The following is a 14854-nucleotide window of genomic DNA, read 5'->3' as shown; positions in this document are numbered from 1 at the left end:
TTACAGTCCGGGTGGACTCAGGCTTCCAATACCATATCGTTTCCGCTCTATATCAAAATTCGATAGTTTGTTTTTTTATTATTAAAATCAATAGCCTATATATCACCAACACCAAAACCTATCGTTAACCCTAGACGTATAGGAGCATAAGCTTGAAGCTTGGATGGTCGAGATAGGTGATATATTGAATCGGGTTTTTTGGATCTGGGCCACAGGCAAAGCATATGGACTTGAAACAAATCCGCTACTTTGTTGCGGTCGCCAAAGCACGCAATTTCACACGCGCTGCCGAACAACTGCACATCGCTCAGCCCGCACTGAGCCGGCAGATCCAGTTACTGGAACAGGAGCTTAATGTCCTGCTGCTCTCACGAGAAAGCCGACCCTTACAACTGACCGAGGCCGGCCGAATCTTCTACGAGCAGTCGCTCCAACTGCTCAATCGGGTGGAAGCCATGAAGACCGCAACCACCGAAGTCGGGCTGAACCAACGCCCGCAACTGTCGATTGGCTTTGTGGCCTCCACCTTGTACGGCGGCTTGCCTATCCTGATCCAGAAGTTCCGTCACGCCTACCCCGACATTCGTTTTCACTTTCTGGAGCTCACCTCCAGCCAGCAGATAGCCGCCTTGCGTGCCGGGCGCATTGATGTGGCTTTTGGCCGCGTGCGCATTCACGACAGCGCCGTATGTCGTACCGTTTTGCGTGAAGAACGTCTGGTTCTGGCCATCCCGCCCACCATTGAACTGGCCAGGGATCGGGGCCCCGTGTCTTTACAGGTCATTGCCGATCACGCCTTCATCGTTTATCCCAAATCTCCGCGCCCCAGCTTTGCCGATCATGTGCTCAATATCCTGCATGACAATGCTATTTTCCCCACTGAAGTACATGAGGTGAAGGAGCTGCAAACCGCAATGGGACTGGTTGCCGGGGGCGTGGGTTTGTGTCTGATTCCCTCGGCCGCTCAGATACGCAGCGATCTGGTTTACCGGCTGATTGACGACGAGAAAGTGACCTCGCCCATTATTTTCAGCCACAGAAAAAACGACAACTCCTGGTATATCGCCCAGATGCATGCGTTTATCGAAGAGATGTATGCAGAAAAACCGCCCTGGCTCATTCCAGGGCACAGTGCTTTAAGCAACGGTCCTGCCTGAATAGCGCGACGATTTCCAATAGATGCCATATTATCGCCCTATATTATTTAGTTTAAATAATATAGGGCGTCGTTCAAAATGAAAGATAAATGAATTTTGAAAAATTGGCATAAAACCGTAATACAGTTTCAAGAAAAAAAATTACGGTTTTCGACTGAATATCCCGGTTTATCATCTTGCTAACATAATAAATAAAAACTTCTCTCAAAAACACTGCGAAAAACCTAACGCCGTATTTTCGGCAAAGGTGCTTATCAATGGACGATATAAAAGCATTTGCGTTAAAAATATTTCAATCACAACCCTTTAGCCAATTCATCGGCGCGGAGCTGGTGACATGCTCTCACGACAGCGCCGAACTGGCACTCGCTGTTCAGGATCATCACAAACAGCAACATGGATTTGTTCATGGTGGCGCGATCAGTTACCTGGCGGACAATGCCATCACTTTTGCTGGGGGGCTTGCACTGGGCGGAAACGCGTTAACCGTAGAATTTAAAATCAATTACATCCGGCCAGCGATTGGCACTCGTTTGGTCGCCCAGGCGCAAGCACGTAGCACAGGAAAGCGCTTGGCCGTTTGCCAATGCGAGGTTTACGCCATTGATGGCGAGTCCCAAAAACTATGCGCGCTGGCACAGGGAACCGTGGTTCCGGCCACTTAAACCCCTTGAACTGACTCCCCCAAAAAGCTTGGCTTCATACTAGGACTCGGCGAACAGCGATAGCCCGGTATAAAGGGACAGATAATACGGCGCGAAGCAACTTTCAGAAAACAGCGCCTGTGCAGGCGGACCAGCGACGTATTCTGGATTTTGCATCGCTTTACTACTCTCTTTTCTCGCACGCTTTTTTATTATGCGCCCAGATTACGTGGCCATTAATCTGTTCTGTCCTGAGGCACCGAATCGAACAATCTGGACACATGAAATGCTGTATCGACTAACCCAATTTCATGGAGAAGCGGGTATCAAGGCATTGGAAAAATGCTTCAGTTATACGAGTGATGTCGTATTCGATGGAAAGGATTTCGCCAGAGCCGAAGGCGTGGAAGGCCTGCAGCGGGGTTGGGTACAGGGAGGCAATCCCATGCACACACTAGGGCTCGAAGAGGGGCTGCTCGCCATATTTCAACAAACTATTGAAAATGCGATCATGGCGCACCAGTCGGGTCCTTTCATTGCCAAAGGGCCCGACTGATGGAAATCCCCCGCCCTTAAATACGCTTGAACAAGGCCGAGCGCACCTTGCCGCTCGCCCCATCTGCCGCTGTCAGAAACTGCTCCATGTGAATGTCACGCTCAAAAAGGCGGCTTTGCATCAAGGTGGAGATCGCCGCTTCGATCATGGGTGGCGGGCCACACAAATAGGCTTTGTTGCCTGAACAGCGTTGCTCAAAGAACTGCCCCACTGCCTCGTGTACAAAGCCTACAAACCCTTCCCAGGCATCTTCCGGCAAGGGGGCATTCAAGGCCGGAATGTAGTGAAAATTGTCATGCTTTTCAGCTAGCTGATAGAAGTAATCGGCGTGATACAGCTCGGCTTTATTGCGCGCTCCCTGGAACAGGTAAATCGGGCGGGTATCGCCCTGCTCCAGCAAGTCCATAATCATGGACTCGGGACTGGACAGCCCCGAGCCTCCGGCAATGAAGATCGCGCCTTGCGGATCGGACTTGCGCACAAAGAACTGCCCGTAGGGGCCAGACACATCCAGGCTCTGTCCCACTTGCAGCTCCTCGTGCAGCCAGGTGGTGCCGGCTCCCCCTTCCACCTTGCGCACATGCAAATCAACGATGCCGCTCATGGACGGCGGATTCGCAATCGAGAAAGCACGGGTGCTGTCGATGGACGGCACATGCAAGTTGATGTACTGCCCGGCCTGGAACGCCATCGGGCGATCCAATTCCAGACGGATATGCTTGATGGTGGGCGACAAGTCTTCAATCAGGACGACCTTGCCCTGATAGTCCTCCACGGGCAGCCCCTGAAAATCCGGGTCTACATCAATATCGGCCTCGATGACCATATCGGATTCGGGCAGACAGCAACAGGCCAGCAACTTGCCTTCATCGCGCTCCGAATCCATCAGGGCAAAACTGGACGCATCCCCTGCGTCCGCATAGCCTTCCAGAACCTGCACCTTGCAGGTGCCACATGTGCCATGTCCACAGGCAAAAGGCAACCAAACCCCTTGTCGCAACGCAGCGTCCAACAAGGTTTGTCCGTCTTCCACCTCGACCACATCACCTGTGGGTTCTACGGTTACCTGATACGTCATTGCTGCCTCCGCCTCTTATACGCCCGTGCCCTTGTAGCCATTCAGGCCCGGGGTTTTGAAACGCAACAAGGATTTGTGATCGAAGCCTTGTTCACCCAGAGTGCCATCAGGCTTGAGGTCCACCGCCTGACCATTCAGATTCCATTGCACCTTGCTCCATTCGATCTGCTCGAAGTCAGGGTGCTGGGCAAAGCCAGCGGGCATCAGTTGCTGGATCAGTTGCGACACGGTCATGTCAGCTTGAACCAGAAAGGCCTTGGCCGAGCAGAACAACAGATGCTCATCCCAGCCGATGTACAGCAACATGCTGTCGCCATAGTGGGAGCGCTGGTCGCGCGCGTAGCCTTGATAATCCGGGGTAATCGCAGTAACTGCCATATTGATCTCCAATTTTTATAGGTAGTGGCAGCACCCACCGGGAGCGCTGCCTTTTTTCTCGCGTGACTAGGCCGTCACTCCTTTCCATTCATTCCAGCGCGTTTCATCCACCGAGCCCTTGAAGTCCATATTGTCGACACCCACGTTCAGCCGGTAGTAATCGCTCAGGATCTTCTCGAGCTCGGGGCCACCGCAGCCGCCTTGCAGGATCTGGTTCACCGGCAGCCAGGCCTGGATGTACTTTTCAGGCTCGTGCTCGAAAATATCGCGGCAACCGTCCGAGCAAGTGTGGTAACGCTCACCCTGATAAAGGCTTTGTCGATAGGTAATCTCGTCCGGTTTTTCCATGTCGGTAAAGGTCATGGGCACCTGACACACCTGGCACAGCTGTGGCAGACCGCTGGAGTAAAAACGCTTGCCTTCTGCTTCCATCTTCTTGGCCATCTCCCAACGCGGGCGGTAATACTTGTCGAAGGTGTCGGGATACTTGGCACTTAACCAATCCAGCTCCTCGTCGCTGGGAATCCAGGTGTGAAAACCGGCCGCGTGACCGAAGTTGTAAAAAATCCACCAGGCCTGATGCGAAATGTGCTCTTTTTCTTTCTCGATCACGTCGCTGTACTTGGGCATGCGAATGCCGTAACGGGCCAGGTCCTTGAACAGAGCACCGCCGGCCTGTTCAAAATACACTTCCCACGCTTCTTTCCAGGACATGACCTTGTTGGGCAACATGTAGTCCATCATCATGGCCACCACGGAGAGCAGGCGGGTGCCACGCCAGAACCATTTATCAATCCACTGCTGAACGATAGGCACGTTGTCCTCGTGCTGTTCCAGCAAGAACTTGATCACTTCCAGCCCCAGCGTCATGTGTCGAGCTTCGTCAGACTGCGAGCTGAAACCGAAGGTCACCGTCGCCATATCGCCGTTATAGGCTGCGCCCGACATAAAAGGCACAAACAGCAGGTTGGTCAGCACGTACTCAAAGGAGAAGCTGATCGCCAGCAAAAACTCGAAGGGTCCGGCCGAGCGGGCATCTTCAAAAAAGGACTTGGGCACGGACAGGTACCAGACCCGGTCATGCATATGGCTCCAGTCCTGAAAGCCATTGAAAAACTTGTTGTAATGGCTCATGGCGTGGACCTGCGTCTGGACGTGACGCAGTTCATCAATCGACTGCATCTGGCACGCAATACGGGCGCCGATGCCGCTGAACTGACGGCCCACATGGGAATAGCCCTGGTAAGCCTGGTATTCCAGCGGGGTCACTGCCGTCAGGAACACCTTGATCGCGTTCAGGTAACGCGGATCGGAAATATTCATCTGGCCATTGTTCTGCGCAAAAGCATCAAAAATGGCATACAGCTTCTTTTCTTTTTCGGCCTGGTACTTCCAATACGCGTCCATGGTCAGACGGAACGGATCTTCCCATTTGGACCAATCCGTAATCTTGATGCCTTCGAACTCCTCATAGGGGAAGGCGTCCTTGCGATCCTGGTAGCTGAATTCCCAGTCCAGATCACGAGTCAAATAGCGATATTTGTCTTTGATATTTAGTTTTTTCGTGGCCATATTGCCCCCTTTTCCGATTTAGCTGTTCCAGTGCAAAAACAAGCGGTCCTCATCTTCATCCACGTTGCCACCCAAGGTGATCAGATTCAGATGCAGCTCCTGCATGTCCCATTGCTGCCCATACTTTTCTTCCACGGTCTCGCGCTTGACGGTCAACTGACCCACACACTCAATACGGATCATGGCTGGCTGATAAATCACCGTCGCGTCCGGGTTGTCTTCCTCGATGGCCTCGACGATGTAGCGCGACATGTCGTTGTCTTGCAGGCCGATATAAACCTTGGATGTCATCAGGCTTCTCCACCCAGGCTCAGGCCTGCTTTCGTGACGCGTTTGGCAATGGTTTCCTGCGCCTGTTCCCAGACCTGATCAGCCTGCTCGGCAAAGGCCGCCTTAAGGTATGGCATGAAGGCGGCGTGTACTTGAGGCAGCCACTGATTGAGCCAGGTTTGCAGTTGCTGCTTGTTTTCCTCGCCTTCGGCAACGGCAATCTTGAAGACGCTATCGCTCCAATTGGACAGGTCTTTATGGCACTCCAACATGAACTCCAGCAGCATATCCAGATCGCGGCCGCCTTCCTTGGCCAGATCCGCCACCAGAGCTTGATACACCCCCTGATGCACCACGCTATTGACCAGCAGGGACTGCACCAGCAGCAGTTCAAACCAGTCTTTCTGGACCAACGTTTTCTCGCATAAGGCGCGCAGACCTTGCCAGGCCGCATCCTGCATCCAGGCCTCTTTGGCTTGGCTCAGGGAATCGGCACTATTGCCATCGATCAGCAGCCCCATACGGGAGACGTATTGCGCCATACCCAGCGAATCCATCCCGGCATAGAGACAGGCTTGGGTAATGGTGGTGCCATACCCGTAGGCCGAGCCCGACATGAAGTTCAGGTTGGCAGTTTGCTCAATGTGACGCACAGGCAGCAGCAAGCGGGTGACCTTGGCTTTGACGTCCTCGCTCAGATACTGAGCCAGCTCGCGCTTTTCAAAAAAACCGTAATTGGTTTCCGCCGACTCCTGCATGCGGGCACGGTTCTGGACATACGCCCCGTAATAAAACTGACGCGGGTCACGGAACACATACCAGTCTTTCATTTGAATGGCGGTGTGTGTGGGGTCGTTCAGGGTCTTGTCCGGCATCCACAGAGGCCGATAATGGAAGTTGGCCGTCGCCTGGGCGTCGTAGGTGGCTTCCTGGTAGCGCGTGGCCGGTTTTTCGCCAAAGCGGCGGGCCACGTTGGCAAAGGTTTGCCTCACGGGCTGCAAACTGGCCGTTTTAATTTCTAATGTCATCCTCTTGTTCTCCTGAATAAAACCTACTGGGCTTCAGCCTGACGACTGTTGCCGACCAAAGTGTCATAACCAAAACGCCATTTCTCTTCGTTCTCGTCATTGACCCGCATTTGCTCATCGCTCATGGGCTGGACATTGTTTTGCAGACAAAACTGCTCAAACGCCGCCGGGGGCATGACCAGTTCCACAAACAGGTCCGGCTGGCCGATGGCAAAATCAAATTCCACAAAACGGGCGTTGGCCGGACTGCGTACGCGTACGTACTTTGTCAAAGTGGGCAAGCTCGTGTCTGACATCTGTTCTCCTCCTGATCAAGCTGTTGCATGAGTGTCCACAGCCTGTTCATAGCAAACCGCGTGCCAACTTTAAATTTGAAGGATTTAACCCTTTAGGATTAAAGAGATAGCTGAAACCCGGCCTAGAAGGAATGCGGTCTGAGACGGGTCCGCAGCAGGAAAATTGATCATTTGATCAAGTGCTTAGCGCCTTTTTCATCAAATGCTGAGTTAGGGTAAAACCTTAGAAAAATCCGTTTTATCCGTCCTCTGGACACTATTATGTTTTCCTTGAGCCACTAGAAAGACAGGCGGCATACTGGTTTTAGAACACTCAAAACCACAATAAGAAATCACAGGATGGAGACAGCCATGGGGGCTACTGAACTCACACTGCCATTAAGTCAGGACCTGATCGACGCCATTCGTTTTGATGCGCGGGAAGGCAAAATATGGTTTGGCGAGCAGCGCATGCTCTTGCTGCACGCCAGCGGTTTTGGTCAGTTGCGCAAAGAGCTGATTGCCTCTTTAGGCAGCGAGCGCGCCAAATACTTTCTGATGCGCTTTGGCTACCACGCGGGCATGAAAGATGCTGAGGTGTCCCAGAAAGTGCGCCCGGACCTGTCGCTGAAAGAGACCTTTCTGGCGGGGCCGCAAATGCACACCATTCGCGGCATGGTCAAAGTGGTACCTACCGCCCTGACCTTTGACCGCGATGCTGGCCAGTATTACGGCGAATTTGACTGGTTTGACTCCTATGAAGTCAGCAATCACCAGAAAGAGCACGGCCAGTCCAGCGAGCCCGTCTGTTGGAGCCTGCTCGGCTATGCGAGCGGCTACACCAGCTTTTATATGGGCAAGAGCATCATCTACAAAGAAACCCAATGCGCGGCCATGGGCCACAGTCACTGCAAAATCGTAGGCAAACCCGCCGAAGAATGGGAGCATGACGACCCCGAAATTGACCGCTTCATGCTGCCCGACCCGGTTCAGGACGAATTGTTTGCCTTGCGATGCGAGCTGGTGAAGTTACGTGAGCAGGAGTTCAAACGCTCCAGTGCCCACTTCACCTTGCCCAACTCCATCGGCCAGTCGGCGGCTTACCAGGCCGCCTGTCATTTGCTGGAGAAAGCGGCGCAAAGCAAAGTCTCCGTGCTGCTGCTGGGAGAAACCGGCGTGGGGAAAGAAGCCTTCGCACGCGGCCTGCACGCGGCCAGCGACCGGGCTGATCAGCCCTTCATCGCCGTGAACTGTGCCTCCATCCCGCCAGAACTGATTGAGTCAGAGCTGTTTGGTGTGGAAAAAGGGGCCTACACGGGCGCCCACAAGTCCCGCCCAGGCCGCTTCGAACGCGCTCAAGGCGGCACCCTGTTTCTGGACGAGATTGTGGAACTGTCACCAAGGTCTCAAGCTGCCCTGCTCCGGGTCCTGCAGGAACAGGAGCTAGAGCGCGTCGGGGATGAAAATACCCGTCACATCGACGTGCGTGTAGTGGCAGCAACCAACGAGGATTTGGCCGAGGCGGTTCAAAAAGGCAGTTTTCGCGCCGACTTGTACTACCGCCTGAATGTCTTTCCCATCCACATTCCGCCGCTGCGTGAGCGCAAAGAAGACATCCCGCTGCTGACCGAATATTTCCTGAACAAATACTCCAGCATGTACAAAAAGCACGTGCTGGGAGTGAGCGACCGCAGCCGGGAACTGCTGATGCAGTACGACTGGCCGGGCAATATCCGCGAATTCGAAAACATGATCGAGCGTGGTGTCATCCTGACCGAGCACAACCACGAAATCGAAACCCACCACCTGTTCCCCCAGCAAAAAAGTGCCTTGCAGTATCTGAGCAGTTTGAATACGCAAGGCTTTATGGCCAAGGAATCCTGTCTGAGCGCGAATCAGACGCAGTATCTGGAGAGTTTGCTGGAAACGCCCTTCAATCTGGACGAGCTGGAGGAACAGATCATTCAACTGACCCTAAAAAAGACAAACGGAAATATATCGGAAGCTGCCCGCAGACTGGGATTGACCCGGCCTGCATTGGCCTATCGCTTGAAAAAAGTGACGATGCCCGCTTGACGAGTCCAGTGCCTTTTTACAAGGCTCGGGCCCTGTGTGAGCGCTCATTGACGTTTAAGCACCAGCCTTGTCCGCATCCCCTGCCCGCTCATCCATGCGAGCACGGGTTTTCTCGTCAAGAATCTGGCGTAAGCGGGCCAGAAACGGCCTTATAGCCGTGTATTTCTCACCGTAAGTCAGGTTGAAGCCGTAATCAAAGTCCTGCGGATTGCGCCCCTGTGTGTGTTGCAAAATCGTTTCCAGCTTGTCCAGTGCCTTCACCATACGTGCTTCGGCTGAACTGGCATTTTCGTACTCTTCCCACAAGCCCAGAATGCCGGCCTGGGCCGTCGCATCCAGGTGGCGGGTCAGATAAGCCATATCCGCACGCTCCTGCTCGCTCTTATCAGGATGCTGATCTTTTTCAATGGCGGGAATATCGCCGTGCAAGGCCTCGCCCAAATCGTGGACCAGACAGATTTTCAAGACTTTAAGCATATCCAGATCACCGAGCTCATCCTGAAACAGCATGGCCATCAAGCACAAGCGCCAGGAGTGCTCCGCCGTGCTCTCAGGGCGCCCGGTCGACGTATGTCCACTACGCAATACACTCTTGAGCCGTTCCGCCTCTTCGAGAAAAACCAGGCGTGATTCGAGTTTCTGTCTATCCATATAAGTTAACGCTGAGTTCGTGGCCAGGAAGCGGTCACTATAAGGCAGGCTGCGGGGCAACAAAACAAAGAGTCTATCGTTGCTCCGTCATAACAAATCGCCAATGCTCGTTTCCTCAACAAAGGGCCTCATTCCTTGCTTTGGTCGAGCGGATTGCACGAGATCTAGCCTGATTTCCTCTACCTACTACAATGGAGGCTTATCTAAGGAGTCTTATGTTGGAATTTCAGCCCCGTGAACGGGCGTATTTATCGGGTATCCGAGCCCTGACGAACGATCAGGACAACAATGAAGTGTTTGTCGGTATGACCGTAGCCGAGTCCATCTGGTACGCAAACTACGTAGAGCATTCCTACAAAGGGGATGTAGCGCGAGGCGACGAAGCCGAAGCACGTTATCTGGCCCTGCATGATCAGCATGAACAGGCACGCCGCGCCGTACTGGCCTCAGAATCCCTACTGCAATCGTTTGACACCGCCGCTCAGTAGTTCTGAGTACATCGCGATCCACTCCAGGCCGGGCACGCACGTCATTCGCCCTGTTTCACCAAGCCTGGTTTGTTCGCCCGTAAAAAAGCCCGCCCATTTTTCCACAGGCGGGCTTTTTTTTGGTGACGGACTCTGGGCTCGGCACGGCTCGGCTCGGCAATCAAGCAACTGGCTGCCGTGCACCACAACCAGCTACAAGCGCAGTTCCTTGGACAAAAAGGTTTGCACTCGCTGTGGCCGACCTGCCAAATCACCAAAGAACACATCCGTGGGCACGTCCTCCAGAATCTGGCCCTGATCCATGAAAACCATCCGATCGGCTACCTTGCGGGCAAAGCCCATCTCATGGGTGACGCACATCATGGTCATGCCCTCCTGCGCCAAGCTGACCATCACGTCCAGCACCTCATTGACCATCTCCGGGTCCAATGCGGAGGTGGGCTCGTCAAACAGCATGCAGACCGGGTCCATGCACAGCGCCCGCGCAATCGCGACACGCTGTTGCTGCCCGCCCGACAAACTGGCCGGATAACGATCGGCCAGCGCTTTCAGGCCCACCCGATCCAGATACAGCAAGGCCCGCTCGTTCGCTTCATCACGATCCCTGCCCAGCACTTTACGCTGTGCCAAGGTCAGATTGGCCATGACACTCAAATGCGGAAAAAGCTCAAAGTTCTGAAACACCATCCCGACCCGGCTGCGCAAGTCTGGCAGATTCGTTGCCGGGTCACCGACGCAAATCCCATCCACAACAATCGCGCCCTGCTGAAACGGTTCCAGACCATTGACGGTTTTCAACAAGGTGGACTTGCCAGAGCCCGAAGGCCCGCACACCACCACGACTTCCTGCCGGTCCACCTTGGCCGTACAGTCCTTGAGCACCTGAAATGTGCCATACCACTTGGAAACACTATCGATACGGATCATTTGCCATCCAGTCGCAGATGTTTGTCATAACGTCGGGCCACCCGGTTCGCGATCAACTCCAGCGTTGCGCAAATCACGTAGTACATCAACCCGACAAACAAGAAGATTTCAGTGGGGTGCACCATGACCCGGTTACTGACCTGAGTGGCCACGAAAGACAATTCCGCTACGCCAATGACATAGGCCAGCGACGTGTCCTTGATCAAGGCAACCCACTGATTAATAAAAGAAGGCAGCATTACCGGCAAAGCTTGCGGCAGGATGATGGACGTCATGATTTGGGCAGTTTTCAGCCCCAGGGCCTTGCCCGCTTGCCATTGCCCCGCCGGCAAGCTGCTGATGCCCGCATACACCGAGTGCGCCAGATACGCACCGCCAATCAAGGACAAGGCGCAGACCACGGTAAACAAACCCGGCACATCCACCTTGAACAGAATGGGCAGCAAAAAATACACCCAGAAAATCAGCATGATCACGGGCACGGCGCGAAAAAAGCCCAGAAACAGCAGCAAAGCGGTATGCGCTACACCACGCGTCAACACCAACGCCACTCCGAACACCAAACCCAAAATGGCAGACAGGCTTGCCGAGAGCACGCTTAACAAGAGCGTCAGGGCTGCCCCTCCTAAAGGGCCGTGCGGATACGCCCCCACCAGGAAGTACAGGAGGTTCTCATGGATTACATCGAAGTTCATTACAGCCCACCTCGCACTTGCAGACGATGGCGTTGCAACCATTGCCCACCCACCTCAACCAGCATGACCAGCAAGACATACAACAGCGTGGCAATCCCAAAGGACTGGAAGGTCTTGAAGGTTTCGGTTTCCACCTGACGGGAGGCATAAGACAGCTCTGCCAAACCAATGGCCATGGTCAGCGAGGTGTTCTTGATGACATTCATGTACTGCCCGATCAGCGAAGGAAAGGTATTGCGCAAGGCTTGCGGCATCACCACATAGCGCCAGACCTGCATGGATGACATGCCCAGGGAGGCCGCAGCGGCCCATTGCCACTTGCGCACCGCGCGCACGCCGGAGCGAAATTCTTCCGCAACAAACGCTGTGGTGTAGAGCGTCAGCCCCACAAAGGCGGCCAACATCTCAAAACTGGGCCACTGCACATCAAACAAAACCAGTTGCAAGACATGCTGGGTGTTCAGCCATTGAACCAGCTCCGGGGGCATCAGCGCGGAGGCACCGAAATACCAGAAGAACAGTTGCACCAACAAGGGCGTATTACGGAACAAGCTAAGGTAGGCACGCACCGGCCAGGCCAGCCAGGCAAATGACGAGAGCCTGGCAATACACACCAAAAAACCCAAAACAGTTGCAGCGAAGGAAACGATTAAAGAGAGCTGAATCGTGACCCAGAACCCTTGCAGCAACCAGCCCACATAGTGGGGTGCCAGCCAGAAATCAGAAGACGGCATAGCAAACACCAAAAAGCAGGATCAACCGATCCCGCTGTTAAAAACACAAACAGGAAAAGGCCAGCCTGAACATGCGAGGCTGGCCTGCAAGCACGTGGCGACTTACTGTTGCTGACCGATGCGGTACAAACGCTCCAGCGGTGTTTTGGATTGAGGACCAAACCAAACGTCATAAATGGCTTGTGCCTTGCCCTGGGCTTCCAGCTCCAGCAAGGTTTCATCCACAAAGGACTTCAGTGCTGTCTCGCCTTTGGGGATACCAATACCGATCAAGTCCTCGGAAATGCTAAAGGCCGGGATTTCATAGTTTTCCTTGTCCGGCACATTGGCCAACAGGCCGATCAGCTTGGGGCCATCCTGTGTGATAGCCTGCACATTGCCGTTACGCAAGGCGGTAAAGGCGAAAGGCGTATCGTCATAGGCAACCAGCTTGGCCTGGGGGTATTTTTCACGCAGGACGATCTCATTGACTGTGCCTTTGTCGACACCAATACGCAGCGAGTTCAATTGCTCGGGCGAGGACAAGACGCCTTTCTTGGCCAAGAACTGCTGACCCGATGCAAAGTACGGAATGCTGAAATCAACCTGTTTGGCGCGCTCTTCGGTAATCGTAAAGTTGGCCAGAACCAGATCCACTTTATTGGACGTCAGCAGCGGCACACGATTGGCTGGGTTGGTCGGCAAAACTTCCAGCTTCACGCCCAGCTTGTCCGCCAGAGCCTGAGCAAAATCCACATCCAGACCCGTGATCTGACGGGACTTCTGATCCACAAAACCAAACGGTGGATTGCTGTCGAAAGACGCGACTTTCAAGACACCCGTTTTCTTGATGTCATCCAGACGATCAGCCTGGGCCACTCCAGCCACCAACGCCAGGGTAAGGGTTGCGGCAATGCTTAAAAACGACTTCATAATAAAAACATTCCGTAAAAAAAATGGCACGTCCGATACATACCGTCGTGCCATTCGACCACAGCCGTCAGCCTTTCAAAACGATCAAATCTCCCCATGCTTATAACCAAAACATGTAAGGAGAGAGGCAAAACTGTGCTGCTGCGGCGCCCCCGCCCCTTAAAAGGCGACTATTGATTCGTCGGAATCACCTTTTGCACGGCAAAACCCTGTGATGCCGCATAGTCCAGCAACTGGCTCACCGTCTTGGGGTCAGCCTGCTTGTCTCGGGACAAAACCCACAGATATTTCCGGTCTGGAGTTCCAACCAGAGAATACTGATAGTCTCCTTCCAGCTTCATGATCCAATAATCCCCCCAGACCATCGGGAGCCAGGACAACCATTTCGGAGCAAAGCGCACCTCCAGCACCGCCGGATCAGCTGGATTAACGCTACTGGCCAGCCTGCCCTGCCCCACCGCTTCTTTGACCTGACCATCGCTACCCTGACAGCGATTGGTGACCGTGATGGTTTTGTCTGCCGCCATCACATAATTGGCCTGCACGTCCCCGACACACTCACGCTGAAAACTGTTGGGCAACCGTGCCTGCTCATACCAGGTACCCATGTACTGGTTCAAGTCCACGTCTTTCTGTGTCGCCAGGTCCGCCTGCGAGGTGGCGCAGGCCGCTAAGGTGACAGATAGTGATAGCACCATAATTTTTTTCATCAGAACTCCCCTTGAACACGAATCAAAGACTATTTCCGCCGACCTTCTCTTACGATTTTCACAGCGCTGCCCGGGCAGGGCGAGCAGCCGGCTTCCAGACCCGACTGCCAGGACAGCGCAAACAATCAGGAAAACAGCTTCACCACCTCCTCGCCGGTCATCTGCCGTGTTGGATTGGCAAACTGATAATTATCTGGTTTCTCATCGATAAAAACCTGCAGTTCAAACGGCCATTGCCCGCTCTCTTTGAACAGGCCGGCCGAAATAGCATGAAAGCCACCTGCCTTGAGCTCATAGAATAAATGCGTGCCGCAGACAGCGCAAAAACTACGCCGCGCCCATTCCGAGGAAGCATAAGACCTGACATGCTCTTTCCCCTCAATGACAGGGCTCTCATGCGTCTCTAATGAAAAGAACGGGCCTCCCGTCCAGTTTCGACAGATACTGCAATGGCAAGCACTGATTGTCGGGCTGGGCTGCGCAATACTGATTGACACCGCAGCACACAAACACGTGCCCTGAATCCGGGTTTGATCACTCGTCATAAACGCCTCCGTGGCTAGGACGTGAACTCATTCTAGCGGCTGCGCGGTCGAACAAGGGAAACTCGATGTAAGGTGTCTCCGCACTACGCCTCCAGTCTTGTGAGCCCTCTTGGTGAATCCCTGCCCGGGCCGGTATCTATTTTCCACACAGCCCTTGT

The 14854-nt window shown here is 53.8% G+C and carries 18 protein-coding genes; 5 read left to right on the top strand and 13 right to left on the bottom strand.

The genetic code is table 11. The features are described 5' to 3' along the window. Nucleotides 1–224: 224 nt before the first annotated feature. From VF694_RS10290 to VF694_RS10280, 3 genes are all read left to right on the top strand, one after another. A complete protein-coding gene (locus VF694_RS10290) occupies nt 225–1157 on the top strand; it encodes a LysR family transcriptional regulator (RefSeq protein WP_003800426.1) in 933 nt (310 codons plus the stop codon). A 257-nt stretch (nt 1158–1414) separates the two neighbouring features. Then, entirely contained in the window at nt 1415–1822 is a 408-nt protein-coding gene (locus VF694_RS10285; protein ID WP_003800427.1) for a PaaI family thioesterase, read from the top strand. Nucleotides 1823–2015: 193 nt separating this feature from the next. Next, on the top strand, nt 2016–2357 hold the full coding sequence (locus VF694_RS10280) for an SRPBCC family protein (protein ID WP_153008881.1): 342 nt from the start codon (nt 2016–2018) through the stop codon (nt 2355–2357). Between the two features lie 16 nt (nt 2358–2373). On the opposite strand, the gene VF694_RS10275 is transcribed toward VF694_RS10280, so the two are convergent. From VF694_RS10275 to VF694_RS10250, 6 genes are all read right to left on the bottom strand, one after another. Continuing rightward, complete coding sequence (locus VF694_RS10275) at nt 2374–3435, bottom strand: NADH:ubiquinone reductase (Na(+)-transporting) subunit F (protein WP_003800431.1); 1062 nt, start codon at nt 3433–3435, stop codon at nt 2374–2376. A gap of 15 nt (nt 3436–3450) precedes the next feature. Beyond that, nucleotides 3451–3813: a phenol hydroxylase subunit P4 gene (locus tag VF694_RS10270; protein ID WP_003800433.1), complete on the bottom strand. Its 363-nt coding sequence runs from the start codon at nt 3811–3813 to the stop codon at nt 3451–3453. A gap of 66 nt (nt 3814–3879) precedes the next feature. Continuing rightward, entirely contained in the window at nt 3880–5385 is a 1506-nt protein-coding gene (locus tag VF694_RS10265) for an aromatic/alkene/methane monooxygenase hydroxylase/oxygenase subunit alpha (protein WP_003800435.1), read from the bottom strand. 18 nt (nt 5386–5403) lie between these two features. Continuing rightward, the gene (locus VF694_RS10260; protein WP_003800437.1) at nt 5404–5676 is read right to left on the bottom strand and encodes an MmoB/DmpM family protein; all 273 of its coding nucleotides are present in this window, start codon (nt 5674–5676) and stop codon (nt 5404–5406) included. Further along, the gene (locus VF694_RS10255; protein ID WP_003800439.1) at nt 5676–6683 is read right to left on the bottom strand and encodes an aromatic/alkene monooxygenase hydroxylase subunit beta; all 1008 of its coding nucleotides are present in this window, start codon (nt 6681–6683) and stop codon (nt 5676–5678) included. Before VF694_RS10255 ends, VF694_RS10260 begins: the two co-directional genes overlap by 1 nt. Before the next feature lie 23 nt (nt 6684–6706). Continuing rightward, nucleotides 6707–6979, bottom strand: coding sequence for a phenol hydroxylase subunit (locus tag VF694_RS10250; RefSeq protein ID WP_009454452.1), 273 nt, complete (start codon nt 6977–6979; stop codon nt 6707–6709). A gap of 351 nt (nt 6980–7330) precedes the next feature. Between VF694_RS10250 and VF694_RS10245 the strand changes: the two genes are divergently transcribed. Beyond that, nucleotides 7331–9034 carry a sigma-54-dependent Fis family transcriptional regulator gene (locus tag VF694_RS10245; RefSeq protein ID WP_301607355.1) on the top strand — a complete coding sequence of 568 codons (1704 nt, stop codon included), beginning with the start codon at nt 7331–7333 and terminating at the stop codon, nt 9032–9034. A gap of 54 nt (nt 9035–9088) precedes the next feature. Here VF694_RS10245 and VF694_RS10240 read toward each other — a convergent pair whose 3' ends face one another. Beyond that, entirely contained in the window at nt 9089–9685 is a 597-nt protein-coding gene (locus tag VF694_RS10240; protein ID WP_301607353.1) for an HD domain-containing protein, read from the bottom strand. 215 nt (nt 9686–9900) lie between these two features. On the opposite strand from VF694_RS10240, the gene VF694_RS10235 reads away from it, so the two are divergent. Continuing rightward, nucleotides 9901–10173: a hypothetical protein gene (locus tag VF694_RS10235; RefSeq protein WP_003800445.1), complete on the top strand. Its 273-nt coding sequence runs from the start codon at nt 9901–9903 to the stop codon at nt 10171–10173. Between the two features lie 192 nt (nt 10174–10365). Here VF694_RS10235 and VF694_RS10230 read toward each other — a convergent pair whose 3' ends face one another. The 6 genes from VF694_RS10230 to VF694_RS10205 all read right to left on the bottom strand — a co-directional run bounded on the left by VF694_RS10230 (nt 10366) and on the right by VF694_RS10205 (nt 14696). Beyond that, nucleotides 10366–11100 (bottom strand): amino acid ABC transporter ATP-binding protein, encoded by a 735-nt coding sequence (locus VF694_RS10230; RefSeq protein WP_003800446.1) that lies wholly within the window; start codon nt 11098–11100, stop codon nt 10366–10368. Continuing rightward, nucleotides 11097–11795, bottom strand: a complete 699-nt coding sequence (locus tag VF694_RS10225; protein WP_003800448.1) for an amino acid ABC transporter permease — start codon at nt 11793–11795, stop codon at nt 11097–11099. Before VF694_RS10225 ends, VF694_RS10230 begins: the two co-directional genes overlap by 4 nt. After that, nucleotides 11795–12529 carry an amino acid ABC transporter permease gene (locus VF694_RS10220; RefSeq protein ID WP_440164288.1) on the bottom strand — a complete coding sequence of 245 codons (735 nt, stop codon included), beginning with the start codon at nt 12527–12529 and terminating at the stop codon, nt 11795–11797. Before VF694_RS10220 ends, VF694_RS10225 begins: the two co-directional genes overlap by 1 nt. 102 nt (nt 12530–12631) lie before the next feature. Next, nucleotides 12632–13441, bottom strand: a complete 810-nt coding sequence (locus VF694_RS10215) for an ABC transporter substrate-binding protein (protein WP_003800452.1) — start codon at nt 13439–13441, stop codon at nt 12632–12634. Nucleotides 13442–13611: 170 nt separating this feature from the next. Next, entirely contained in the window at nt 13612–14151 is a 540-nt protein-coding gene (locus VF694_RS10210) for a lipocalin family protein (RefSeq protein ID WP_003800454.1), read from the bottom strand. Nucleotides 14152–14276: 125 nt separating this feature from the next. Further along, the gene (locus VF694_RS10205) at nt 14277–14696 is read right to left on the bottom strand and encodes a GFA family protein (RefSeq protein ID WP_240208743.1); all 420 of its coding nucleotides are present in this window, start codon (nt 14694–14696) and stop codon (nt 14277–14279) included. Between the last annotated feature and the right edge of the window lie 158 nt (nt 14697–14854).

Source organism: Alcaligenes sp. Lyrl_28 (assembly GCF_051948705.1).
Classification (GTDB): domain Bacteria; phylum Pseudomonadota; class Gammaproteobacteria; order Burkholderiales; family Burkholderiaceae_B; genus Alcaligenes; species Alcaligenes ammonioxydans.
Note: the sequence above shows the minus strand (reverse complement) of the source record. Positions and strands in the feature narration are given on the sequence as shown.